The organism is Streptomyces aidingensis, assembly GCF_900112355.1.
Lineage (GTDB): Bacteria > Actinomycetota > Actinomycetes > Streptomycetales > Streptomycetaceae > Streptomyces > Streptomyces aidingensis.
Genome location: NZ_FOLM01000021.1, coordinates 51067 through 76138 on the forward strand (window position 1 = coordinate 51067; position 25072 = coordinate 76138).

16 protein-coding genes are annotated in these 25072 nt (G+C 69.1%); 8 read left to right on the forward strand and 8 right to left on the reverse strand.

The window, feature by feature from the left end; translation table 11 throughout:
- The first annotated feature begins 5 nt into the window (after window positions 1-5).
- Complete coding sequence (locus tag BM242_RS25555; protein WP_093841299.1) at window positions 6-1313, forward strand: DNA cytosine methyltransferase; 1308 nt, start codon at window positions 6-8, stop codon at window positions 1311-1313.
- A 12-nt stretch (window positions 1314-1325) separates the two neighbouring features.
- Here BM242_RS25555 and BM242_RS25560 read toward each other — a convergent pair whose 3' ends face one another.
- From BM242_RS25560 to BM242_RS25570, 3 genes are read right to left on the reverse strand one after another with little or no spacing between them, the layout of a single operon-like run.
- The gene (locus BM242_RS25560; RefSeq protein WP_093841300.1) at window positions 1326-2216 is read right to left on the reverse strand and encodes a DUF6339 family protein; all 891 of its coding nucleotides are present in this window, start codon (window positions 2214-2216) and stop codon (window positions 1326-1328) included.
- A complete protein-coding gene (locus tag BM242_RS25565) occupies window positions 2213-3187 on the reverse strand; it encodes a hypothetical protein (RefSeq protein WP_093841301.1) in 975 nt (324 codons plus the stop codon). The genes BM242_RS25560 and BM242_RS25565 overlap by 4 nt, the downstream gene beginning before the upstream one ends.
- Window positions 3184-5217 carry a helix-turn-helix transcriptional regulator gene (locus BM242_RS25570; protein WP_093841321.1) on the reverse strand — a complete coding sequence of 678 codons (2034 nt, stop codon included), beginning with the start codon at window positions 5215-5217 and terminating at the stop codon, window positions 3184-3186. The genes BM242_RS25565 and BM242_RS25570 overlap by 4 nt, the downstream gene beginning before the upstream one ends.
- Window positions 5218-5809: 592 nt before the next feature.
- Here BM242_RS25570 and BM242_RS29045 point away from each other — a divergent pair.
- The 6 genes from BM242_RS29045 (at window position 5810) to BM242_RS25595 (ending at window position 18687) form a co-directional block, all read left to right on the forward strand.
- Window positions 5810-6118, forward strand: coding sequence for a hypothetical protein (locus BM242_RS29045; protein WP_139238450.1), 309 nt, complete (start codon window positions 5810-5812; stop codon window positions 6116-6118).
- A gap of 1 nt (window position 6119) precedes the next feature.
- Window positions 6120-10865: a DEAD/DEAH box helicase gene (locus BM242_RS25575; protein ID WP_245834519.1), complete on the forward strand. Its 4746-nt coding sequence runs from the start codon at window positions 6120-6122 to the stop codon at window positions 10863-10865.
- Window positions 10862-12793: a UvrD-helicase domain-containing protein gene (locus tag BM242_RS25580; protein WP_093841322.1), complete on the forward strand. Its 1932-nt coding sequence runs from the start codon at window positions 10862-10864 to the stop codon at window positions 12791-12793. The genes BM242_RS25575 and BM242_RS25580 overlap by 4 nt, the downstream gene beginning before the upstream one ends.
- The gene (locus BM242_RS25585) at window positions 12786-16043 is read left to right on the forward strand and encodes a helicase-related protein (protein WP_093841302.1); all 3258 of its coding nucleotides are present in this window, start codon (window positions 12786-12788) and stop codon (window positions 16041-16043) included. Before BM242_RS25580 ends, BM242_RS25585 begins: the two co-directional genes overlap by 8 nt.
- The gene (gene drmB, locus BM242_RS25590; RefSeq protein ID WP_093841303.1) at window positions 16040-17893 is read left to right on the forward strand and encodes a DUF1998 domain-containing protein; all 1854 of its coding nucleotides are present in this window, start codon (window positions 16040-16042) and stop codon (window positions 17891-17893) included. The genes BM242_RS25585 and drmB overlap by 4 nt, the downstream gene beginning before the upstream one ends.
- Before the next feature lie 284 nt (window positions 17894-18177).
- Window positions 18178-18687 (forward strand): DUF3995 domain-containing protein, encoded by a 510-nt coding sequence (locus tag BM242_RS25595; protein WP_093841304.1) that lies wholly within the window; start codon window positions 18178-18180, stop codon window positions 18685-18687.
- Between the two features lie 26 nt (window positions 18688-18713).
- Here BM242_RS25595 and BM242_RS25600 read toward each other — a convergent pair whose 3' ends face one another.
- The 4 genes from BM242_RS25600 to BM242_RS25615 all read right to left on the reverse strand — a co-directional run bounded on the left by BM242_RS25600 (window position 18714) and on the right by BM242_RS25615 (window position 23011).
- A complete protein-coding gene (locus tag BM242_RS25600) occupies window positions 18714-19289 on the reverse strand; it encodes a DUF6882 domain-containing protein (RefSeq protein ID WP_245834521.1) in 576 nt (191 codons plus the stop codon).
- Window positions 19290-19699: 410 nt separating this feature from the next.
- Window positions 19700-21823, reverse strand: a complete 2124-nt coding sequence (locus BM242_RS25605) for an FtsX-like permease family protein (protein WP_217652588.1) — start codon at window positions 21821-21823, stop codon at window positions 19700-19702.
- Entirely contained in the window at window positions 21820-22572 is a 753-nt protein-coding gene (locus BM242_RS25610; protein WP_093841306.1) for an ABC transporter ATP-binding protein, read from the reverse strand. Before BM242_RS25610 ends, BM242_RS25605 begins: the two co-directional genes overlap by 4 nt.
- 91 nt (window positions 22573-22663) lie before the next feature.
- Complete coding sequence (locus BM242_RS25615) at window positions 22664-23011, reverse strand: hypothetical protein (protein ID WP_139238451.1); 348 nt, start codon at window positions 23009-23011, stop codon at window positions 22664-22666.
- 838 nt (window positions 23012-23849) lie between these two features.
- On the opposite strand from BM242_RS25615, the gene BM242_RS25620 reads away from it, so the two are divergent.
- A complete protein-coding gene (locus tag BM242_RS25620) occupies window positions 23850-24254 on the forward strand; it encodes a hypothetical protein (protein ID WP_139238452.1) in 405 nt (134 codons plus the stop codon).
- Between the two features lie 42 nt (window positions 24255-24296).
- Here BM242_RS25620 and trmB read toward each other — a convergent pair whose 3' ends face one another.
- On the reverse strand, window positions 24297-25028 hold the full coding sequence (gene trmB, locus BM242_RS30630; protein ID WP_342747009.1) for a tRNA (guanosine(46)-N7)-methyltransferase TrmB: 732 nt from the start codon (window positions 25026-25028) through the stop codon (window positions 24297-24299).
- Window positions 25029-25072: the final 44 nt, after the last annotated feature.

The following is a 25072-nucleotide window of genomic DNA, read 5'->3' on the forward strand; positions in this document are numbered from 1 at the left end:
ACCACATGACTCCCGCGCCGCAGAGCGAACCCATCAAGATCGCCGATCTGTTCGCCGGCTGCGGGGGCTTCACGCAGGGCTTCTACTCGTTCCGTCCGGAGGGGCAGGAGGACCGGCCGGAGCCGTTCTTCAGGTCGGTACTGGCCATCGAGAACAACCACAGCGCGGCGGCCACCTACGCCGCGAACTTCGCGTCGGAACCGGGTGCCGGTGCGCACGTGCACAACGAGGACATCGAGAAGTGGGAGCCCGCCCACGACGAGATCGAGGCCGATGTCGTGCTCGGAGGGCCGCCGTGTCAGGGATTCTCCGGCCTGGGGCCCGGGAAACCCGACGATCCCCGCAACAAGCTGTGGCGGCACTACGTCGAAATCGTCTCCAAGATCATCGAGCCCAAGGTCTTTGTCATCGAGAACGTCGATCGCTTTCTGCGGTCCCTGGAATTCCATCAGTTGGTGGAGGAGACCAAGCCGGGCGGGATGTTGGAGAAGTATCGACTGATCGATCCTCCCGGAGGCTCGGTGGACGAGAAAATGCCCCGGGAGAAGCGTTATCGGCGATATCTGCTGAACGCCGCGAACTACGGTGTTCGCCAGAAGCGAAGGCGAGCAATTGTGATCGGTGTGCACAAGGATATTCCCGAGGTCGCCGACCTCCAATATCCGGAGCCCACGCATGCCGATCCTCGTAAGCTCGCCTCCGAGCCCGAGGACACCCTCTTCGCTTCGAATCGGATTCTGCCGTGGCGCACTGTCGACGACGTATTCAAGCAGTCGGCGCACATGCAGTTGAAGGACGACTTGGAGATGGGTCCGGACGGCTGCTGCCTCACCACCGAACTGCACATACGGCGGCATCCGGAAGAGCTGTCCCTGGCCCGTTATGCGGCCATCCCGGAGGGCGGCAACAGAAAACACCTCGTGGGTCGCTCCTACAAAGTCGACCGGTTCGGTGTGATCCGTCTGTCGGGAGAGCCGGGTTACGCGAGTATCAAGGGTACAGAACGGTACCTGTCGACGGAGAGTTGGGACAACCACAACAACGGTTCCGGGGACGTCATGGGCAGGCTCCGGATGAATGAGCCGGCGGTCACGATCCGGACGGAGTTCTTCAAGCCCGAGAAGGGGCGGTATCTCCATCCGTCGGAACCTCGACCCATCACGCATTTCGAGGCGGCACGCCTCCAGGGTTTTCCCGAGACATTCAAGTGGTGCGGTTCGAAGACGGAAATCGCTCGCCAGATCGGCAATGCCGTTCCTGTCGAGCTCGGTCAGCAGATCGCACGAGCGATCTACCGGGCGCTCCGGGGATGAACCGTCGGTGTTTCACGGCGTTGTTCCGGCGGCCTCCCGGCCGCGCACCGGCGCCTCGGCGAAGAGCTTCTCGAACTGCTTGACCAGGGTGTCCACCGACCCCGACGGGATCGGGCCGTCGTCCGGTCCGTCCGGAAGGGTGTCGAGCGAGGCCGGCGGCGCCAGGTCGCAGTCGTCGATCCACTGGCGCAGCCCGTCGGCATCCGGGCCGTCGTCCGGGGCCATCACGTCGTACATCAGCGTGGAGGCGGCCGTGTTGATTGCGGTCGCGAGGGCGTTGACCTCCCTGCCGATCGTCACCGTTCCCTGCTCCAGCAGGCGCGTCACGGCTCGCGCCGTGGGGCGGTGGTCGATGATGTCCAGGCGCAGCACCGTGTTGAGCACGTCCTGGTTGCGACACGCCACGACGGCCGGCCGGTAGTCGTCCGCGTCCCGGAAGAGCTCGGCGGCCCACCACAGACGGGCAAACCCCTGCTTGTAGTGCAGGCCGCGAAAACGGTCGGCGGTGACCGCCGGCGTCTCGCCGTCCTTCGTGCGGGTGGGGAGGTGCCGCCAGACGAGGTAGTCGGGCCCGACCACCAGGGCGAGGAAGTTCCACACCCCGGTGTCGGCCGCTTCTGCCCGGGTGATTCGCAGAGTGGCGTGCAGCCGAGGCGCGAGCCAGGCGTCGGCCTGGGCCCGTTCCTCCCGGGGGTGCCGGCGCATGGCTTCGTCGAGCAGTTCCCTGATCGGGCGGACGTCCCACCGGCTCCGGTCGTCCTCGATCGGCTCGGCGGCACGGATAGCCGCCACCAGGGGCGGTTCCTCCTGCCCGGTCAGCACGCCCCGGGCGACAAGTCTCGCCGCCGCAGCGTCGCGCAGCAGCCCGATCCGCTCGGGAAGGTCGTCGATGTGGCGGGTCATCGTCGGTTGTCCTCTCCGGAACGCTCCAGCGTTCGCACGGTGGTGCCGAGGTTTCGGGCCAGCCGGGCGCGGCGGGCGGCGGCGTAGTGTATGCGCGGCTGCAACTCTGCCCAACGGCCGCCCTCGCTGCGCCGTGCGTGGAGCTCGCGCAGCGCGTCCGCGGGCGAGAGGTCGGGGAATACGTCACCGACCAGGCCGCGCAGCACCCGGTCCCGCCATCCCGTGGGCCACTGCGGCACGCCGTCCTCCACGTCAAGGCCGTCGACCGCGGCCTGGAACATGGCAGTCCATGCCTCGGTGGCGATCTGGGCGGCCAGCATGCCCCGCACAGCTTTCTCCACCGGGTTGCCAGAGCCCTCCAGCAGGTCCTCGATCCCCTCGAATCCGGTGTTGAGATGGACGGTGGGCATCTCGCCGGTGGTTTCGATCAGCCAGGGGGCGTCCCGGTACGGGCGCAGCCACTCCTCGTCGGTGTTCCGGAAGTCCACCTTGTGGATGACCAGTTCCCGCTCCCGCACCGGTTCTCGGGCTTGGAGATCAACGATCCAGCTCTCTTCGGTACCACCGATGATGCGCCCGGGTACGCCCTCCACCGTCGCGACGACGTACAGGGAGAGTTCGGCCCGGGACCGGTGGGAGCCGCGGGTCAGGGTGATGCTCCCCGTCCGGACTCCGTCCTCGGCGGTACCCGACAGTCGCGCGGTTGTCCGGGCGTTGGTGGCGCCCTCCGTAAGGACGGCCACGCACACCACATCCCGCCAGGCACCGGCGGACAGCTCCCCACGGGGAAGCTCGGCCCGCAGCTCCAGCCGGACCTCGTCCCATTCGCGCCGCTCGACCTCGTGCAGAGCGACCACCTGGTGGGTTCGGGAGATCATGTGGAGAGGCAGTGCCCGCCCGTCCACCTTCGCCCCGACTACTTGGAGGGTGACCTCGCCGGCCGGCGTCGGGTACGGCATCGCGGTTTTCATCGGCCCGCTCCTCCCGCCTTCTGCAGTTCGACCACGAGACGGGACACGGCCGCCGGCACCGGGTGCGACGCCACATCGGTGGTCCCGCTGAACGATGCCGTCCGGGCTCCGGGCTCGAAGCGAAGCATGCCCTGCTCCACGCGGCAGTTCTCACCGGCGATCAGTTCGGCCCAGCCGACCGTCGGACGCTTGCCCGATCGGACGTCGAACTTCGCCACGGGGGTCATGAGCCAGGCGTCCTCACGCCGGGGCAGTTTCACCTCCACCCTGACCCGCCATGCCCCGCCATCGTCCAGTTTGCCGTCCATGTGGTGGACGGTCGGGTGTCCTGCGGCTCGGCGTCCGGTCGTCGCCGGGCCACCGCCCGCATCGAGTCGTAGGAGTTCGCGGAGCACGCCGGGACCGCCGTCGGTCCGCTGTTCACGCCGACCGACCAGGTCCCGGACGGCGGCGTACATGTCGCGTCGGAAGTCCAGAATGCGCTGGCGGGCGCCGCGCGCGTAGCGGGAGGTCAACTCGTCGGTACGGGTCCAGTCGTCGTGCTCGGGGGGTTCGGAGGCCCGTAGGAACAGCTCGGCCAGCCGGGCGTCCTCCGAGTCCTCCCCCGTGGCGTGTCCCGCCAGCAGCACGGCCTGGAAAGGATCCGTGCCCAGCGGGAGGTCCGGTACCCGCCGTTCGCTGACCGACATGCGATTGCCGCGCATGCACACCAGGTGATTCGGCCTCGACGGGTCGTTGTCCTCGGCGGAGGTGATCAGCAGGACCGCCCGGTGCTCGACGTCCGGTCCCTTCCGGCCGCGCAGGACCGGAATCCGCAGCGGAACCCGGGTCATGGCCACCTGTCCCAGCTCGTTCAGCGAGGCCACGGTCTCGCCGTTCAGATACGCCCGCAGGGCTCGGGTCCGGGCCGGCCGGCGGGTGTGGGGATCGACAGGCTCCTCCGGCTTGACGATCTGACCATTGCGCAGGGTGGTGACCGATGCCTCCAGCAGGGCCGTGCGGTCCCGGCCGCGGGTCATGGCCGCCCAGAAACTCTCGGCGAGGGACTCGACCAGTTTGTCGTGCATGTCCTGGACGCTCTCGGCGTCCCCGGCGGCGTCGTGCGCTCCGACGATCAGGAACGAGGTGCCGGGCTCGGAGTTGGCACGGGTGAGATGCAACTGGTCCGTGGTCGCCGTATCCGCCCACCAGGACCGCGAAACACCCTTGTACTCAGGTTCGCTGTCCTCCTCACCCAGCCATGCGGGCCCGGCGAAGTGGTGGCCGCCGACCTCCCGCCAGGGGAGGTCCAGCCGGCCGATCAGCCGCCGTTCGGTCCGGCCTTCGTGGGGTGCGGAGAGCGTGCTGTTGATCAGGACGAGGCCCAGCCGGCTCGTCGCCCACAGGGTGGCCTTGCCCAAACCGTAGGAGCCGCCCGCGAAGCCGCTGGACTTGTGGCTGTCCAGTTGACGTCTGACCACGGCGGCGAAGCGTCCGTCCCCGTAGTCGGGACCGGTCAGGCCCGAGGCGTTGTAGTCGTCGACCCGCAGCAGCACCAGCCGGTCGGTCTCCCGCAGTTCCCGCAGGCCCTCGGCGATTACCCGTCCGACTTTCTGCGGCTGGGCGGCGGCGGCCTCGTAGTGCGGAAGCAGGTCGTCCCACCGCAGGGCGCCCAGGAAGTTGTGCAGCGGCTCCCCGGTCAGCTCGTGCAGAACGTAGCGCACCCGGACCGGGCGGGATTCGTCGAGACGCTCGTCCAGGCTGTTCTGGGTCGCCTCCCGGGCAAGCACGGCCACGTCGGCGTCGAACGCGAAGGCGGCGGCGTTCCCGAACTCCCGCCCGCCGTCGGCGTGCGCCGGGCGGTGGTACCAGCCGACGGGACGGCCGGACGGCACGTCCTCGGTGCGGAGGTACACCGTCGCCTGGTCGACGCCCAGGATGCGCGCGATCTCCCGCTTGGTCTCGTCACGGGGCTCTGCCCGCCCGGTGATCCATGCGGAAACCGCCGCACGTGTCACGCCCAGCTCGGCCCCGAACGCGGATTGGGACATCTCGATACGTCTGAGTTGCCTGCCCAGCCACAGACCGAACGCCTCCTCGTCGCTCACGAGAGCCTCCCTTGTCTACCGGTGGGACGGAGAGACCACACTCTACCAGTGGCTTTGACGTGCGGGCCCATGTCAAAGGCTCATTGACGTGAAGTGGGTGCAGGCATCTTCGTGTGGATGGCAGGAATTTTCGCCAGTGTTTGGTCGAGAGTTTCCAGTTCTGTCCCTATTTGTTCATGCTTGTGCTTTCCGTGTCGATCCGTGTCGATTAGTCCCCGGTGGAGCGATGGTGTTGCGCGTAGGGGCATTGTGGTAAGGTCTCCGCCCAAGTCGCACCGAATATCGGTTCGTCATACCAGCTTGCTATCTGAGGAGTTCATCTCTAGGGTGGGGCTTCGCTCGGCGGCCAATCCAACCCGTCCGAAGGCGTTTCTGCTGTGGTCATTACCCGTGGCCGCCGGTTGATTCGCGCGTGCGCGCTCCATTTCCGTTTCGGTGGGGGAGCGGAGCCGGTTCCTGACCCGGTTCTGGCACCGACTTCCCAAGAGCACGTGTCTACTCATTAGTAAATCGACAGCCGTCCAGGGGGGACGAGTTGACCGCGATTCACCGGCGTGCCGAGACCGTTGCCGAGGACGCCGAGGGCGTTCATTCAGTACCGATCGGGGGACGTCTGCTGCCGCCGCAGGGTGCGCCGCCCCACCAGTTCCGGACGTGGCGGCAGCCGCGTCCGCCCAAGGGCCCCTGGCGGGTCACCATCGTCCTCTGTGCCACCGGAGGGGTCTTCGCGGCAGTCTGGGCATTGGCCGGGCCGGGGTTCACCATCGGAGACATCGACATCAGTGACGTCGTCCACATCAATATCGGAAACACTGATGCCAGCGGCTCGGAGGATGAGCGCTGAGATGGCAGTGGAGACGTACATGGGCATGGACGGGAACGCCGTGCTGACGGTGGTCGAGGAAATCAGCAGAGAGACGCTCGAGGTGTATCGGACCTCGCGCCGAAGGATCGAGGAGGACGCCAACAGCGAGCGGCGCATCAGCCAAGGCGGCTACCACGAACACTCCCTGCGGGAGCTGGTGCAGAACGGTCTCGACGAGATGCACGAGACCGGTGACGGGCGCATGACCGTGATCCTGACCGACACCCACCTCTACTGCGCCAACACCGGAGAGCCCATTTCTCCGGCGGGTGCGGAGACGATCTTGCGCATGGGGGTCTCCCGGAAGCGCGGAGGGCAGGTCGGACGGTTCGGCGTGGGGGTCAAGGCGGTGCTGTCGGTCACCGACACACCCCAGTTCTTCAGCACCACGGGTTCCTTCGGCTTCGACCGGGAATGGGCGGCAGAACGGATCACGGCCGTGCAGCCCGGGGTGGTGGAGATCCCGGTACTGCGCATCGGCCGGCGCCTCGACGAGGCGCGGGAACGGTCCGATGACCCGCTGCTGGACGCCCTGCTCAAGCAGGGCGCCGCCACGGTCGTCCGGCTGCCCCTGCTGCCCGGATCGGCCGACCGTCTCGGGCGCGAGATCGCCAAATTCACGCACGAGTTCCCGCTCTTCTGCCCCCGGGTCCGGGACATCCACTTCGAGGACCGCCGTCACCTGCCCAAGACCACCTTGGACATCCGAGCACAGCGCAGCGGTACCCACCACGAACTGGTCGTCCGGCGGACCGGAACCCCCGCTCGCGCCTCCCGCTGGCGGGTGTTCACCACCACACACGTGCCGAGCCCCGATGCCCATGAGCACGCCGGGGAACTTCACAGCCGTCCGGAGATCGAAATCTCCTGGGCGGTGCCGGAGTACGAGCGCAACGAGCGGGGGATCCTGACCGTCCCCGGCGACCGCGGCTGGTTCTGGGCCTACTTCCCCACCACCCAGCGCACCACGCTCAGCGGGTACCTCAACGCGCCGTGGAAGACCAGCGAGGACCGCGGTGCCCTGTACGAGGACAGCCCGTTCAACATCGAACTTCTGCAGAAGGCTGCCGGGTTCGTGCTGGACAGCCTGCCCCGGCTGGCGCCGGCCGAGGACCCGGGCGCCTACCTGGCGTTGCTGCCGGGACGGGTCAAAGAATCGCCGAACAACCATGATCGTCTCCTCGTTGAGACGCTCTGGAGACTGGCCGCAGAGCAGCCGAGCCTGCCGGACCAGGACGGCGTGCTTCGGGTGCCCGGCGAGATTCGGGTGCACCCGTCTTTCGGAAAGGATCACCAGGAGTTTCTGCGCGAGTGCCTGGCAATCTGGAGCGGATATCCCGGCCGGCCGGTCGACTGGGTTCATCCCTCGGTGGAGGCCACCCGTGATCGCCACGGCAAGATGGAGCACATCCTGCTGGCGGCCCACAAGACAACCGCACGCGCCAAGGCGTGGCTGGAGGCGCTGGTGGAGGACGGTACCCCGGCGGCCTCCATCGCGGCGATCCGGATCGCCGCCGCCATCGTCGATCGAGCTCGCCGGGACACCACCCTGCGGGAGCTCGCCGAGGGTGTGCGGACCGCGCGCATCATCCTCACGGAGAAGGACGGCATGGTGGCGCCCAAGGCCACGGTGTTCCGTCGCTCCGTCGAGGACGGCCTGCCCGACGACCAGGTCTATGTCGCCGCCGCGGTGGCCGAGGCGCCGGGCCTTCCGGGGCTGCTGGACAAGCTCGACATACACGAGGCCACGGCGCACGGCCGCTTCAGCTCCGTACTCGCACAGGGGTTCCGGGGCTACACGGCGGAGTCCTGGGCCCGTTTCTGGGAGCTGTGCCGGGCCGCGGGCGGACGTACGGTCCTGCCGGAGGTGCGGAAATCCGTACCGGACCCTGCGGGCACTTTGCACGTGAAGACCGTCAGCGGCCAGTTCCGCCCGATGAACGAGTGCCTGCTCCCCGGCCCCGTCGTTCCCGACGACGGCTCGCGGGACGCCATGATCGCCGTGGACCTGGGCTTTCACACCGACGACCGTCCGGTCCTGGCGGAACTGGGGCTCCGCGATCGCCCAGGGACGGGCTGCGATCCGAAAGAGGAACCGTGGTTCGTCGAGTACCGGGACGCCCTCTACGACCACTACTGCTCCACCCTGCCCGACATCGCGAGCCGTCCTCAGCGTGCCCGCATGAACCTGGACGGCGCGCGGACCGCGGGCCCGCTGCACCTGCTGCCCCGGCTGTCCGAGCCCGGTCGGGCCGCCTTCGTCGCCGCCATGCCGGACGAGGGGGTCGTGGAGAGCTGGACCCTGCGCTTCGGCAACCAGGGGCAGCCCACCCAGATCGTGTCGCCGCTGCGTTGGCTGGTCCGTCGGCACGGACTGGTGAAGACCGGCGCGGGACTTCTCCCGATCCGGGACTGCGTCGGGCCGCAACTGTCGGCCCACGCCGGCATGCTGCCGGTGGCCCGGGGAGTCAGCGGACTGAAGGCCACCAAGCTGGGCATGCCGAACACCCTCGACCGTGTGCCGCAACGCATGTGGGACGCGCTGCTGGGACGTGTCGGTGAGAGCGAGGACGACGAATTCGTCGGCGCCGCGTATGCGCTCCTGCTGGAGGCCGAGGCGGTGATTCCCGCGGAGCTGCCGACCCGTTGCCGGGTGGGTTCCGAGTGGACCGCTCGCCCCGACGGCGAGATCGCGGTGACGGCGGACCGTGCCGTGTACGACTCCCTGGTGCGGGAACGGGTGCCGGCCCTGCTGGCGCCCCGCCAGAACGATGTCGATCGCATGATCGAAGCCTGGGGAATGCTCCCCGTGGACGAGGTGATCTCCAAGGAGATCCGGCATGTGCCGGCCAGTGAGCCGAAGTCGTTGGTGGACGAGTTCCCGCCGCTGCGTGATGTGCTGGGCCGGGGCGCGGAGTCCTATCAGCTGGTGATCTGCTCCGAGCTGGAGGAGATCACCCGCACCCCCAACGGCACCCATGCCGAACAGTTGGAGAGCGCGCTGCGCGACGAGCGCACGGTGCTGCTGCTCGACCCCGGCGGCCCGGTGGAGACGCTGGTGGTGGCCGATCGCGAATTCGGCTGGAGGCTGGGACGGGACGGGTGCCGACGCGTCATCGAAATGCATCGCCAACGGCTGGAGGACCGGGCGCTCCAGGACCGGCTCAGGGCGGTCCGGGAATCCGAGAGCATCACCGACAAGCTGCTGTTGCTCATCGGCGAGGAGCGTCTGCGGCAGGGGCTGCCCGAGGGGCTGCTGGAGAGCGAGCGCCAAGAGAGCGGAGCGGAGCCCACTGGCCAACGGATTGCGGAACTGGCCTACTTCGCACACGACGACGCCGTGCTCCGTCACCACGCCAAGGACCTGGCGGCGGATCTTCCGGACGTGCCGGCGAGCTTCACCGGCACAACCACCGCGGTGCGGTTCGTCACCGATCTCGGTTTCCCCGAGTCCTTCGCGGGCTTCCGTTCGCCCAGCCTGGAGCCGCGGCTGTCGGTGTCCGGGCCGATCGATTTCCCCGCACTGCACGACTACCAGGAGAAGATGGCGTCGAACCTTCTCGCCATGCTGCTCGAACCCACCCCACAGCGACGCATGCTGTCGCTGCCCACGGGCGCCGGCAAGACCCGGGTCACGGCGGAGGCCGTCATTCGGTGGATTCGGCGCGGTGGCGCGAAGGACGGGCCGGTGCTGTGGATTGCCCAGACCGAGGAACTGTGCGAGCAGGCCGTACAGAGCTGGAGCTTCGTCTGGTCCAAGGTCGGCGCCGAAACCGAGTTGACCATCGACCGGCTCTGGGCCTCCAACGAGGCCACCCCGGTCAGCGACGGACCGCAGCTCGTCATCGCCACCGACGCCAAGCTCGGCGTCTGCCTCGACAAGCCCGAGTACGCCTGGCTGCGGGCCGCTTCGCTGGTGATCGTGGACGAGGCCCATCTGGGCATCTCGTCGCGATACACAGAGCTGTTGGTCTCGCTCGACCTCACCCATCGCAGTACCGGCCGCCATCTGCTCGGCCTGACCGCGACACCGTTCCGATCCAGCACCGAGGAGACCCGGCGTCTCGTCCAACGGTTCAGCAGTCCCGGAGCACCCCGCCTCGACGAGGGGGTGTTCGAAGGCGAACCGTATCGCGAACTACAGAAGCTGGAGATGCTCGCCCAAGTGGAGCACCGCTTGCTGCGCGGTGGCACCATCCGTCTCAACACGGAGGAACAGCAGCGGACCGCGCAGATGCGGATGCTGCCCAAATCCGCCGAGCAGCGGTTGGCCGACGACCACGACCGGAACGGCATGCTGGTGCAGGAGATTGCGGACGTGGAGCCCCTCGGCCCGGTGCTGCTCTTCGCCACCTCCGTGTCCCACGCGAAGCTCATGGCGGCCAAGCTGAACAGCCTGGGTATCCGTGCCGCCTCCATCGATTCGGCGACGCATGCCCAGGAACGGCGCAACAGGATCGACGCCTTCCGCCGGGGCAAGGTCCGCGTGCTGACGAACTACGGCGTGCTCACCCAGGGCTTCGACGCGCCGGCCACCCGGACCGTCGTTGTGGCCCGGCCGACCTACAGCCCCAACACCTACCAGCAAATGATCGGACGCGGACTGCGCGGCCCCCGCAACGGGGGCAAACCGGAGTGCCTGATCCTCAACGTCAAAGACAATATCGACAACTACAAGGAGAACCTGGCCTTCACCGAGTTCGAGTACCTGTGGAGCCAGAGGTGAGCGATCCGTACCGCGACGCCCCGCCCCTGACCGACCAGCAGCGGGCCGTGGCGGAGCAGCCCTGGGACGCCTGGACGCTGGTGACGGCCGGGGCCGGCGCGGGGAAGACCCACACCCTGGTCCGACGCCTGGACCACCTGGTCGCCCGGGAGGAGCTGGAGGAGCGGGAGATCCTGGTGCTCAGTTTTTCCCGGGCAGCCGTCCGCGAACTGCGCAACCGCATCGACCGTCACGCCTCCGCGGCCCGCCGGATCAGGGCGCAGACCTTCGACTCCTGGGCGACCTCGCTCCTCGCCGCGGCCTACCCGGACGGCGACTGGCGACACAAGTCCTTCGACGGGCGGATCGCCGACGCCGGCGAGGCCATCGAGCGGGGAGCGGTGGAGGCGCAGGAGCACGGAGCGCCCGCGCATCTCGTCGTCGACGAGGTGCAGGACCTCATCGGCCCGCGCCGGGAGATGGTGGAGACACTTATCGACCGGTTCCACGCCGACTGCGGCTTCACCCTCGTCGGAGACCCCGCCCAGTCGATCTACGGGTTCCAGGTGGCGGACCCCGAGCAACGGGCCGAGGAGACCAACTGGTTCTTCGATTGGCTGCGCAGGACCTTCGGCGAGGACCTGGAGGAGTTCCGCCTGGACCGTAACTTCCGTGCCCGCACCGAGGAGGCGCGCGCTGCCCTGCGCTTCGGATCGCGCCTCCGGACATTGCCGTCCGTGCCGGAGAAGGCGGCCCGGGAGGCCGAACGCATCCACACGGAGCTCCGTTCCGAGCTGCTCAAGGCGCCGCTGCTCGGGGCGCTGGACGATCCCTTTGTGTGCCAGGCGTTGACCCGCTTTCCCGGCACCTGCGCCATCCTGTGCCGGGACAACGGCATCGCACTGCGCCTGTCGGAACTGCTCTGCGCCGGTGACGTGCCGCACCGGCTCCAGCGCTCCGCCGAGGACCGCCCGGCACCGTCCTGGATCGCCGCGCTGCTCCGCGCCACCGACGCCGCCAACCTCTCCGAGGACGTCTTCCACGAGTTGTATCCCGCGCTCGGTGCCCCGAAGGGGGCCGACCCGGACCGGCTGTGGCTCTCCCTCCGGAGAGCGGCGGGCAGGTCCCGCTCCGTGATCGACACCGATCGGCTCCGGCGGGCCGTCGCCGAAGGGCGGCTGCCCGACGAACTGACCGCCCCTGAACCCGCCTCCCTGGTGGTGTCCACCGTCCACCGGGCCAAGGGACTGGAGTTCGACCGGGTGGTGGTCGTCGAGCCGGAGCCGTTGCGCGTCCGGACCGTGTCCGGCGACGCCGGCCGACCCGCAGTCGACTACGACCCGCCCGGCGAGGCCCGGCTGCTCTTCGTGTCCATGACCCGGCCCCGGGACGATCTGTACCGATTGGCCGCCCCGCCGACCTGGTTCTTGCACAGGCATCGCCGCACCGACCGCTGGTACGTGGGCGGAAGGGAGGCCTACGTACGCAAGGGCATGGCGGCCGGCGGGCTCGACATCGATCGGGAAACCCCGGCGTCGGCCGACGGCAGCGCGGCCGATGCGATCGCCGCGCAGGAGCACCTCGCCCAGCGGGTGCACATCGGCGACGAGCTGATCCTGCGCCTGCGTCACCGCCTGCCGCTGCGGGACGACGAGACCCCGCCCTACGACGTGTTCCACGAGGGACGGATCATCGGCTCCGTGTCCGAACGGTTTCGGCGGGACCTGCATGCCCTGTTGAAGATCAACCGCAGCTGGGAGGTGCGGAACTGGCCGTCCGAGATCGTCGGCTTCCGGGCCGACGGTGTGGAGGCGGTCTGCGGCAGCGTCGCCGCCGGTACCCGTGCCGGCCTGGGCCGACACGGCGTATGGTTGGCGCCCCGGCTCTCGGGACTGGGGCGGTTCCGATGGCAGTCGGATGAGGAGAGCCCGGGGGGCGACCATGACTGAGACCGAACGGCCGCACGACCGTCACTACTCCCTTCGTGACGAACTCGTCGCCGGCCTACGACGCGACCTGCTCGGCCCGGCGGGGGGCGAGGAGGAGGTCCTGGCCGAAGACGCGCCCATCACCGCCTATCCGATGGGTGTGCTCTTTCCACAGCCCGAGAAGAAGGCTGCGGGCGAAACCGAACTCGACTTGGACGTTCGGGCTCTGGATGGCGGTGACACCCAGGCACTTCTCCGAGGCGTGGACCGCGAGGAGGCCGACGCGGATTTCGGAGTCTCGCTCGCCAATCGGCGCAAACCGTCCTCGATCGGGTTGACCTTCACCGTCGATCCCGGCGTCGGCAACAGGCTCACCGTACTGGTGAAGGCAGCCGTCTACGAGCCGACCGATGCCGACGGGCGCCCGATCTCCGTGAGCCGGGCGGCTGCCCGCTCCACCGACGAGCAGCGCGAACGGTGGGTGCGCAGACCGCTGGTTCTGGAACCACGGACGATCGACGTGAGCCGCCCCGGTCTCCAGGAACCGCCGAACTGGTCCGGGCCGGGTAGCGGGCTCAAGTTGCACGTTCTGGTGCGCGAACCGGACCCGGCGACCGGCACCGTCACGGTGACCGTCACCCTGGTGAATACGCTGGAGATCGACCAGTTCGCGCTCCAGGACGCACACTGCTTCTTCCAGCCGGAGATGGAGATCCGCGGCGCGGGGGGCGGCGAGCCCTTCGTCGAGCGGCCGGTCTCCTCCGGTGCCGTGGACGAGGAGCAGGCCGCGAGCCGCATGTTGTTCCGGCACATGCCGACCTTCGCCACCGGCCATGGCTGCGCCGCGCACTGGGACTGGGTTCCGCCCGGACTCGGCGAGAGGCACCGCAGGCCGCCCGCGACGGCCTCCGTACGTACCGAGTTCGTGCCCACGCACGAGGTCCTGCTGACCGACTCCAACCCGGACATCGACAACTCCGCGCTGGCCATGCAGAAGCTGGCCGAGGCGCCGACCGCCGACATCGTCTCCGCGCTGTACCGCCTGACCTCCGGATACGCGGAGTGGATCGAGGCCCGGAGCCGTGAGGTCGCCTCCCCGGCACTCGCCGACCACGCGGAGGCCGCCGAGCGGCAGCTCGCCCAGTGCAGGGAGGCGCTGTTCCGTATGCGTCGCGGTGTGGAACTGCTGGCCGACACCGACCGGCCGGACATCATGCGGGCCTTCCGGCTGGCCAACGAGGCCATGGCTCAGCAACGTGCCAGATCCTCCTGGGTCAAGGAAGGAAGGCCGGGTGAACCGGACCGAGCGGCCGTCGAAAAGGAGAGATGGCGACCCTTCCAGGTCTCCTTCATGCTGCTGTGTCTGGAGGGCATCGTCGATCCGGCCAGTGAGGACCGCGGCATCTCGGATCTGCTCTGGTTCCCCACCGGCGGCGGCAAGACCGAGGCGTACCTCGGGTTGATCGCTTTCACCGTCTTCCTCCGCCGGCTTCGCGACGGGGCGATGGGGGGTGGCGTCACCGTGCTGATGCGGTACACGCTGCGGCTGCTCACCCTGCAACAGTTCCAGCGCGCGGCGACCCTGATTTGCGCGCTGGAGGCACTTCGACGGGCTCACCCGCGCGAACTGGGCGACGAACCGGTCTCGATCGGCATGTGGGTCGGCGCCTCCGCCACCCCGAACACCCTGGCCGCGGCCTCGACCGCGCTGTCCAAGCTCCGCCGGGGCAACGAGCGACTCCAGAGAGAGAACCCGGTTCAGCTCCACACCTGCCCGTGGTGCGGAACACCGTTGGACGAATTCGCCTATGAGGTGGACGAGGGCCGGCGCCGCATGGATGTTCGGTGTCCGACCTCTGCCTGTGCTTTCAACGACGGACTGCCCGTTCACTTGGTGGACGAGGCCGTCTACGATGCACACCCGACGCTGATCATCGCGACGGTGGACAAGTTCGCGTCCATGCCGTGGAAGCCCGAGAGTGCCGCTCTCTTCAACCGCGATCGGGAGGACTGCCGTCCTCCCGAACTGATCGTCCAGGATGAGCTTCACCTGATCTCCGGCCCCCTGGGCACCCTCACCGGCCTCTACGAGACGGCGGTGGACATCCTGGCCGACCGTCCCAAGGTAATCGCCTCCACAGCGACCATCCGACGCGCCACGGACCAGGGCAGACGGCTCTTCCATCGCGAGGTGCGGCAGTTCCCGCCCGCCGGGCTGGACGCCCGCGACTCGTGGTTCGCCGTCGAGACGCCGCGGGGTCGGAAGGCCGCCCGCCGCTACGTCGGCCTGTTGACCCCCAGCACCAGCCAGGCGACCCTGCTGATCCGTGCCTACGCGGCGCTGCTCCATCAGGCGGCGGCCTCGGACGCCCCCGAGCGGGTGTGTGACGCCTACTGGACGCTCGTCGGCTACTTCAACAGCCTCCGTCTGCTGGCTGCGGCCGAACTCCAAGTGCTCGACGACGTCCAGGACCGGCTGGAATTCCTGGCCGTGCGGGACAAGCGGCAGACTCCGCGCAAGGTGCGGCAGCTCACCGAGCTGACCAGCCGAGCCGACTCCAGTGACATCCCGATCCGGCTGGCGCAGGTTGAGCGTGCGCTGCCGCATCCGGACACCTTGGACGTGCTGCTGGCCACCAACATGATCTCCGTGGGGGTGGACATCGACCGCCTCGGACTGATGGCTGTGACCGGCCAGCCGCAGACGACCGCCGAATACATTCAGGCGACCAGCCGGGTCGGGCGCCGCCATCCCGGGCTGGTACTGACCTTGTTCAACTCGGCACGCTCCAGGGACCGGTCGCACTACGAAGGATTCCTCCACTTCCACTCCGCCCTCTACCGAGAGGTGGAGTCCACCAGCGTCACTCCCTTCTCCACGCGCGCGCGGGACCGTGGCCTGCACGCCGTGATCGTCTCCCTCGCCCGTCTTCTGATCCCGGCCGCCCGCAACAACGACCGTGCCGCACATCTGGAGGACTTCCGACCGGAGCTGGAAGACCTGCTCGAGAAACGGGTCCTTGCCCGCGTCCGGGACATCGACGAGGCCGAGTACGAGGACACCGCGCTGGCCATCGACGAGTTCCTGAACGACTGGCACACCAGCGCCCGGAATTTCCCCGATCTCGTCTACGTCGGCCGCCCGGGCACGCGACAGCCGGCCCTGCTCCATGCCTTCGAGGAGAACGCCGGGCGTACGGCCTGGGAGACGCTGTGGAGCCTGCGGGACGTCGACGCCGAATCCGCCCTCTTCCTGGAGGTCGCCAAGTGACACCGCCCCCGAGATCCCGGCGCCGGTTCCGCGGCACCGAGCAGGCATTGGCGTACCGCAAACTGGGTGCCGTACGGCGAGCGCAGCTGATCACGACCTACGGGGTTGGATCGATGATCGCGATCGAGAACGAGTCGTTCATCGTCGCCGGTCTGGACTCCTGGAACGTCCGGGACGCCCCGGTCGTCCGGCACCGGGATCTCGCCCGAGACCTGAAGGTCACCTCCTTCCGCCTGCCGCCCGCACCGGACGAGAACGGCGGCGACGGGGTGCGAGTGCACCGATTCCCGTTCTGGTATTCGTGCCCCAAGTGCCGACAGCTCCAGCCCTGGCACAAGTTCAACTCGCCGCGAGGCAGGAGCGTGTGTCCACAATGCGAGGAGGACCTGACACCCTCCCGTTTCGTGATGGCCTGCCCCCGCGGCCACCTGGACGACTTCCCCTACTGGAAGTGGGTGCACCGAGACCACCTTCCCGTCGAGGACGGGCTCTGCGGCGGAACGCTGATCCTCACGACGAGTGGCAGCACGGCCTCGCTCCGCTCCATCGTGGTGTCCTGCACCTGTGAGCGGGTGCCGGCAGCCTCGATGGAGGGCGCCTTTCGCACCCGCGCCCTGAAGGATCTGGGTATCAGATGCCGAGGCCGGCGACCCTGGCTGAACGGCGCACCCGCCGAGTATTGCGAGGCACGGCCCCGGACGCTGCAACGCGGTTCATCGGCCGCCTGGCACCCGGTGGTCCGGTCGGCGCTCTCCATCCCTCCCGACAGTGGGGGTGTCGGCAACCTCCTGGGCCCCCATCTGGACAAGCTGCTGGAGACGCCCGAGTCTTCCTGGGTTCACTTTCTCAACGGCGCCGGCCTGCTGGACGACCACCCCTACGAGTACGAGGACTACGCTCGATATCTCCGTGCCGAAGCGCGGAAAGGCACCGAGGAGTCCGAGAAGGGGCCGACCGGTGGCGGTCTTCGGAAGCAGTTCGCGAAGGAGTACCGCAGCCTGCTCCAACACATCCCGGAAGAGCACAGCGCCGATCGCCAGGACTTCGTCTGCGTACCGCCCCGTGGGGACGACACACAGGTGGCCCACGAATTCGGGATCGATCGGACCATGCTGGTCACCCGGCTCCGTGAGGTCCGTGCTCTGATCGCCTTCACGCGGGTCGATCTCCCCAACGACGAGGACGACAGCTCCTGGGCCGACCTGTCGCTCCATCGTCAGGACTGGCTGCCGGCGATCGAGGTCAGCGGCGAGGGGGTCTTCCTCCGCCTCGACCCGGAGCGCCTGAGGCGCTGGGAACGGCTTCCGGGCCCAGTGGGCAGAGCTCGACGTCTGCGCGACAGCCACATGGCCGTCATCGCCGAGCGCGCCGGCGCCGGCAAGCCAGTCCGACCGTCCCCGGTCTCACCCCGCTACGTCCTGCTGCACACCCTGGCCCATGTTCTGATCAACGAGTGGAGTCTGGACGGCGGTTACCCCGCTGCGGCGCTTCGGGAACGCCTGTACGTCTCCGAAGGAGACGACGGGATGGCCGGGATCCTGATCTACACCGCCACCAGCGACTCTGCGGGAAGTCTCGGCGGAGTCGTTCAGCAGGGTGAACCCGAGCGGTTGGCCTTGACCCTCGCATCGGCGCTCAAGCGTGCGGAGTGGTGCTCCATGGATCCGCTCTGCATGGAGTCCCGCGCCGGTGGTACGGACAGCCTCAATCTCGCGGCCTGCCACGCCTGTGTGCTGCTGCCCGAGGTGAGCTGTGAGGCCCTCAACAGCCATCTCGACCGAGCCATGCTCGTCGGCACCCCCGACGGCAAGATCCCCGGCTACTTCGGCTCCTGGCGGGGCGAGAACTGAGGTCGAGGTGGGACGCGTCCCTGATCCTGGAAGGATCAGCAGGTGGCTCGCCGCGCTCGGCGTGGGGCTACCTGTCTTAATGGTTGCTCGGGCGGCGAACAGGCACGACACCCGCGATGGCGACGGCCAACAGGTCTTGGCTCCGGGGCAAGTCACCTTCGGCGGTCGCAGTCGACACGGAAGCGGTCGACGAGCCTGGTCCTCTGCAGCTTGGTAAGTGCTGGCCCTGTCAAAGAATCCAACGCGTCTGGAGTCCGCCATAGGCCGTTCCGACCGGCTGGGGTATGGAGCATGGGTGGGTGAGTGGTGATCAGCAGGGCACATGGGCGGAGCGGTGCGGGTATGTCGCGTTCGGGTTGGGGGTCGGGCATGCGGCGGTGAGTTTCTACTGGGGGGCCGGTGGGGACTGGCTGCTGGACACGGTGGGAGGTGAGCTGGAGCGGCTCGCTCGGGAGCGGGGGGCCGGGATGGTGGCGTTGGTCTGGGGGACAGGGACATTGAAGCTGTTTGCCGCCGTGCTCGGGCTCGCCGTGGTGCGGCGGTGGGGGCGCGGGCGGTGGCGTCGGGTGGTGCCGGCACTGGCGTGGACGGCGTCGGCGGTGCTGGTGCTGTACGGCGGGACGCTGGTGGTGGTGCAGGCTCTGGTGGAGCTGGGAGTGATCGAGGCGGCGCCGGATGTGGACTGGCAGGCGCTCCGCTGGCATCTGTACCTGTGGGACCCGTGGTTCCTGGCCTGGGGTCTGCTGCTCGGCGCGGCGGTGTGGGGGTCCGCCCGGGAGCGCGGCGACTCGTGAGGACGGGGTGGGGTGGGGCGTGGCGGTTACTGCTCGTCGAGGTCGATCTGGACCGTCGAGGTGGTGCCGTCCTGGGCGGTCAGGGTGACGGGGCCGAAGGTGATGATCGGCATGGAGACGTTCCCGGTTGCCCGGTAGAAGCCGGTCGCCCGGGTGACGCTGATGGTCACCGCCGCGATCGCGGCGGCCGTTGTCTCGTCGATGTGGAGCTTCGGCTCCGAGAAAGCACGGTGGCCGCGGGCCTCGCCCCATTCCCGGACGTTCTCCGCGTCCCTGCTCATTGCGGGGAGTATGGAGGCATTGGCCCATGCCCACAGCCACGAGCCGGCGGAGGAGTTGTAGCTGCCGAGGATCTGCGCGGGCGCAGTGGCGGTCTTGTCCGGGAACGTCCAGGTGATGATGCCGGTGCGCTGATTGAGGCCCCACCGGTCGGCTGTGCCGAGGCCCCAGGACATGTGCGCGTGGGCGAGCCGGCCGATCAGATCTTCGCCCTCCAGGCGGAGCAGGGTCAGCTCATCCCCGTCGAGGCCGAGGTCGAGGTCGGTTAAGCCTTCGGGATCCTTCGGACCCTCCGGGGCGCGACTCCTACGGAAGATGCTCATGCGGTCGGAGTCTGCCAGAGCCCGCCTCGCTCCCCGCCGCCTTCGGGCGGGAGGAGAGGGGAAGGAGAGGGAGATGAGAGTGAGGCGGCGGTGGGGTGGGGATCGTTGGCGTCGGCCCAGGCCGACGACGAGTCACCGGCCGTCCGGGCGGACCAGTTGACGAGGTCGGGGTTGGAGTTGTCTGAGGGGCTTGGGCTCGCCTGCGGATCATGGTGGGACGAGCGGCGACGCTGAGGGCGGCGGCGGTGGGCGATGTGGTGTGGGTGTGCCGCGTTTGGGTCGGGGGTGGGGCATGCGGCGGTGAGCTTCTACTGGGGGCCGGTGGGGAGTGGCTGCTGGAGACGGTCGGGGTGGGGGCGCGGCCGGTGGCGGCGGGTGGTGCTGGTCCTGTGCGGCGGTTTCAGGCGTGGTCACGGGTTGGGTCCGGTGTCTTTCGTCATGATGCGGACGCCGAGAATCCCGAAGCCGGCCAATGCCGTGGCCACAGCCAGGGTCAGCACCAGGGGCCCGACCGGGTAACTGATCGCGGGGTCGAGGTTGCTCCACGCGGTGGAGGCGATGATGCCCGCGGCCATGCCGGTCCCCACGACGGTGGCGTAGCCGAGGAGGAATTCCTGTGTGCTGATGCCCCTGATTCTGCGCAATGTCAGGCCCAGGGCGCCCAAGAGGCGGCTTTCCCGGCGGCCGGCTGCGGTGCGGTCGATCATTCCGGTGGCCAGGACCAGGAAGGCCAGTGAGCCGAGGACGGCGATCCCGCCGAAGATCCAGGAGACGAGTTCGGACTCCTGGAGTTCGAGGTCGGCGGCCGACAGGACGTTCAGAGCGGCGGGATGGGCCAGCGCGGCGGCGCGGATGGTTGTCTCGAGTCGTGCGTCGCGTGGAGCGAGGACGGCGACTTGGTCCTCCGCGGTGAGTCGGCCGAGGTCGGGGGAGATCAGTTTGATGTCCATTGAGGTGTTCAGGACTGTTGAGAGCCGCTGGGTGGCCTCGGGGGTCGGCGCGGCTTGGTCGTCGCAGGCCGTGATCTTCAGGAGCCGGCCTGCATCCGCGCAGGTGAGGCCGATGTGGAGGGCAGGTGGTTGTGAGGGGTCGTGCCGCCCCGGGGCCAGTGGTGCGACCACGGCGTCGGGAAGGTCGCGCAGCAGGATCTCGGTGTCCATGTGGTCCAGGGCTCCGCGAAGCCAGACGGCCTCGACGGCGGCGTCCGGCGGGGCTGGCGGGTCCAGGTCCCGGGCCGCGGCGATCCATGCGGCCACCACGGGAGTGATGACCAGCAGCGCCGCGATGCCGTAGAGCGGGCGGACGGCGGAGCGCGGGTCGTACTGCAGGCGCCTGCCGGCCAGTACATGCTCCGGAGCGCTCGCCCGGCCGGCCATGCGGTTTCCGGCCGCACGAGCGATTACCGGAAGCGCCAGGGGTGTGCCGACCGCGAGAAGGACGACGCCGGCGAGGGTGGTCATGGCGGCGGAGTCTCCGTCGCGGAACATCGCCGCAACGAGAAGAGCGACTGCCGCGAGGGCCGGTGCCGTACGCAATGCGGGCAGGCGGGGACGACCCGCTCGGGGGCGGGGAGTGGCCCGGTGCCGCGTGTCGCGGCGGCGGTGTTCGGTCACCGTGGACAGGGCCGCGAAGAGCACCGCCAGACAAACCGCCACGGCCGCCGTCGCCCATACCGGCAGAGTGAGGGCGTCGTCGGCCACCGGACGTTCCACGACAGGGATGGTGTGAATCCAGGGGGCGCACAGCGTCCATACGAGGGTGCCCAGGGCGATGCCGGGGAGGAACACTGTGGCCGCCTCTTGGACGACCAGTCGCCGACGCTGCTTCGCCGGGACGCCGATGGCGTGCAGCAGGGCCAGGCGCTGGGCGCGCAGGGGTGCGGAGACCGCTGTGCCGGCGGCTGCGAGCAGGACCAGGGGCAGAGCGACGAACCCCGCCAGGGCCAGAGTCATGGCGGGAAGGTCGAGTTCGGTATCGTCCCCGATCGCCCGGCCCCGGCCTGGGCCGCCGAAACCTGTGGCGTCCACGGCGGCCACGCCCATCACACCGTTGTCGGGCATGTGCCGGTAGGCGAGGAGTTCGCCGGGGTGGAGTACGCCCTCGTCGGTGAGGACGTCCGCGCCGGGGAAGCGGGCGGCGAGGTCGGGATGGTCCTGAGCCAGAGCGGCGAGGCCCGGGGAGACGACCCAGCCTCCCGGTTCGGGCCAGGCCTCCATGCCCGGCGGCATCGCCGCCGGATCGTCCTGGTTAGCCGGGTCCAGCCAGACCACGGGGTACTGCCGCTGGTCCCAGGTGTCGGTGCGCTCATCCACCCGTACCGTGACCCGCTCGTCGTCCTGTGCCAACGTCACCACACGGTCCTGGAAACGGTGGCTCTCGCCCGACAGCGCATGCAGCACTCCTGCGGTGAACAGCGCGGTGACGGTGGTGATGACGGCGACGACGGCGAGCAGCACCAGGCGCAGTCGCTGCTGGGGATGGGAGCCGTGAGCCAGCCGCACAGCGAGGCGCAGCATTGTCCTGCCGGCCTTCACGACGCGGCCCCCGGTTCGCCGGCGCCGGCCGTCGTCGCGTGCAGGCGGCCCGAGCGCAGCAGCATCGTGCGGTTCATGGCCCGGGCCACCGCGGTGTCATGGGTGGCCACGACCAGGGCCGCGCCGCCCTCGCGGCAGGCGTCCAGCAGGACCCGGGTGACGCGCTGGGCATTTGTCTCATCCAGCGCCCCGGTAGGCTCGTCCGCGAGGACCAGTTGTGGCCGGCAGACCAGCGCCCTGGCGATCGCGGCGCGCTGCGCCTCGCCACCGGAGAGTTCCTCGGGAGCCCGGTCCCCGTAGCCCGGAAGACCGACCAGGTCCAGCAGCTCACCGGCGCGGGCAGCGGCGTTCTCCTGGCCGGCAAACATCGCGGGGAGCGCCACGTTCTCCAGCACGCTGAGCTCGGGCATCAGCTCACCGAACTGGAACACCATGCCGATGCGCGTCAGGCGCAGCCGGGCCGCCGCGTCCTGCGTCGCGTCGTGGAGCGACCGCCCGCAGATCTCCACCACGCCGGCAGCGGGCCGGTTCAGCCCGGCGAGGGTGTTGAGCAGCGTGGTCTTGCCCGACCCGGACGGGCCCATGACGGCAACCGCCTCACCTGCCGCCACCTCCAGGTCGAGTCCGTCCGCGATTCTCCGCCCGGGAATTTCGACGACCAGACCGGACACGCGGGCCACCGGCTCCCCGTCCGCCCCCTGTGCCGGCTGCCGTCCGGCCGGCACGGCGACCCCACCCCTGGATGTCATGCACAACTCCCCTGCTGCTCATCGATGACGGTGCGACTCCGACACTGGGCCCCGGGCCCGCGCCGACGCGGGCCCGGGGCGATTCAGGATGTCAGTACCGCTGCCAGTTGCCGCAGGAGTCCGGCCAGAAGTTGGGCGTTTCGCACGTCTTGTGACCGTTGATCTTGTTGGTACCGGGCGCGCCCTCCCGGGCACAGTGATCGTTGTTGCCGTCCCCGTCCTTGACCGAGTCCGTGTCGTTGTTCGAGCCGTACTCGTAGACGGCCTTCACGCCAGTGCTGTCCGATTCCTTGTCGCACGTCTCGATATCGTTGCGGTTGTTGAAGTCGTACGAGTAGTCGGCGCCGTTGTAGCTGTACAGAGCATGCGCTGCAGTGGGCGCGCTGACGAACAGTGCGGTCACGGCCAGCAGTGACATTGCCAGCTTCCGGGCACGCATAGTGACTTCCCTCCTTTGTCCCGCCCAGGACGGGCGGTCGAGAGAGAACCTCACACAGCATCCACACCGAACACAACCGATCGGACACGCTGGGTAAGGTTTTGACCAATTCTGCGTCCCTGTTTGCCCGTCGGCGTTCCAGGCCGCCTTCCTCTCACCCTTACACGGGTGAAAGCTCAGCGCAGTGGCCAGGAGCCTGCAATGTCACCGAGCATCCCAATCCGCCAGGAGGTAGGCCCCGGGCAATCCCCCCCCGTGGTGGGTGGCCCACCGGCGTTCTTCGACGCGCGCCCGCATCATCGGCGCGTGCAGCGTCCCGCCGATGATCGGTGTGAAGCTCATTGAGCGTTGCAGTTTGCTCATGATTGCAGCGCCCCTCAAACAGGAGGATGACACTCCATATGAATGGTGCGAATCGGCCAATCGTTTCCTCACATGTTGAACGCGGCAGAAGCATCGGGTACACGTGGCCGCGTACCTCGGCGGCACACCCGGCGGCAAGATGCTGTCGATGCGTCCCGCGCGCAGAAGACCAACACCTCGGGGCGCTCGACCCGTTTCCAGCGGTCCGAACCCGGATCAAGATCTCTGGTCGATCGCAATGGCCGCAGCATCGGAAGAATGGCTGCTTCTTACTCGTAGCGGTGCACAGTGTGCGGTTCGGAGGTAAGTGTGTGGCCTGCGGCGGGGTCGTGTGGGCAGAGGCGGAAGCAACAGAACAATTACGGAGGGTGGCGAAAGGGTCCGGGGTGGGGGTGTGGGGGCGTTGGCGAATGTTCATCTTGTCGGCGCCTGGAGGACACGAACGCGGGTCGGCGCGCGGGGCACATTAGGAGGCATGGCAAGGAAATGGTTCGGCTCCGTGGCTCGGGCCGAGGACCTGCTCACCGCCTGCGTCCGGGAGTGCGGGCGGTACGTCGCCGGCCAGGCCGTGGACCAGCGCCTGGCGGCTGCCATCGGCGCGCTCGTCGTGGAGTACACCGCCCTTCAGCCGGACACCGATGCCGCCTACCGCGCCCTGCTCGGCGTCGGCCGGGCCGCGCTGGAGACGGATGAGGTGCGCCTCGCCCGCCGGATGGCCGACTCCGCGGTGGCGCTGCGCCCCGGCGACAAGGAGGCCTGGCTGCTGCGCGCCCGCTCGCTGGAGCTGGCCGGCCGGGCCGAGGCCGAGCTGGCCTGGCAGCGCTACCGGCTGCTGGCCGACGCCGACGAGCAGGACCTGCCGCCGGCCCGCGCCGCCTGACCGGCGGCCCCGGACCCCGGACCCCCGGACCCCGGGAGTCCGTCAGGGCAGCCGGCGGAAGAGCAGGTCGCGCACGCGGTGGCCCTTGGCCAGGCCCTGCCGCTCGAAACGGGTGAGCGGACGGAAGTCCGGGCGGGCGGCGAAGCCGCCGCCGAGGGCGGTGTTCTCGAACGACGGGCCGGCGGTGAGGACCTCCAGCATGTGCTCGGCGTAGGGCTCCCAGTCGGTGGCGCAGTGCAGCACGGCGCCGGGCGCCATGCGCGAGGCGCACAGCTCCACGAACTCCGGCTGGATGATCCGCCGCTTGTGGTGCCGCTTCTTGGGCCAGGGGTCGGGGAAGAAGACCCGCACGCCGGCCAGCGAGCGCTCCGGCAGCATGTCGCGCAGCAGGGTGACCGCGTCGCCGTTGGCGACGCGCAGGTTCTTCAGGCCGCGCTGTTCCATCAGCCGCAGCAGGTGTCCCTGGCCGGGGGTGTGGACGTCGGCGGCCAGCACACCGGTCTCTGGGTCTGCCGCGGCCATCTCGGCCGTCGCCTCGCCCATGCCGAAACCGATCTCCAGGACGACCGGGGCGCCGGCGGGCAGGGCGGGGAAGAGGCCGTCGGGCGACAGCGGGGTGCGGCCGTCGATCTCGATCCCGTGGCGCGGCCACAGCCGCAGCAGGGCGTCGCGCTGCGCCTCGGTGACCCGGCTGCGGCGTGGCACAAAGCTGCGCACCCGGCGTTCGTGGCCCTCGGCGGGCCGCGGCGACGGGCCGGTCCCGGGCGGGAACATCGGCGCGTCCGCTGCGTCCGGCGTGGCAGGGCGGCCGACAGCGC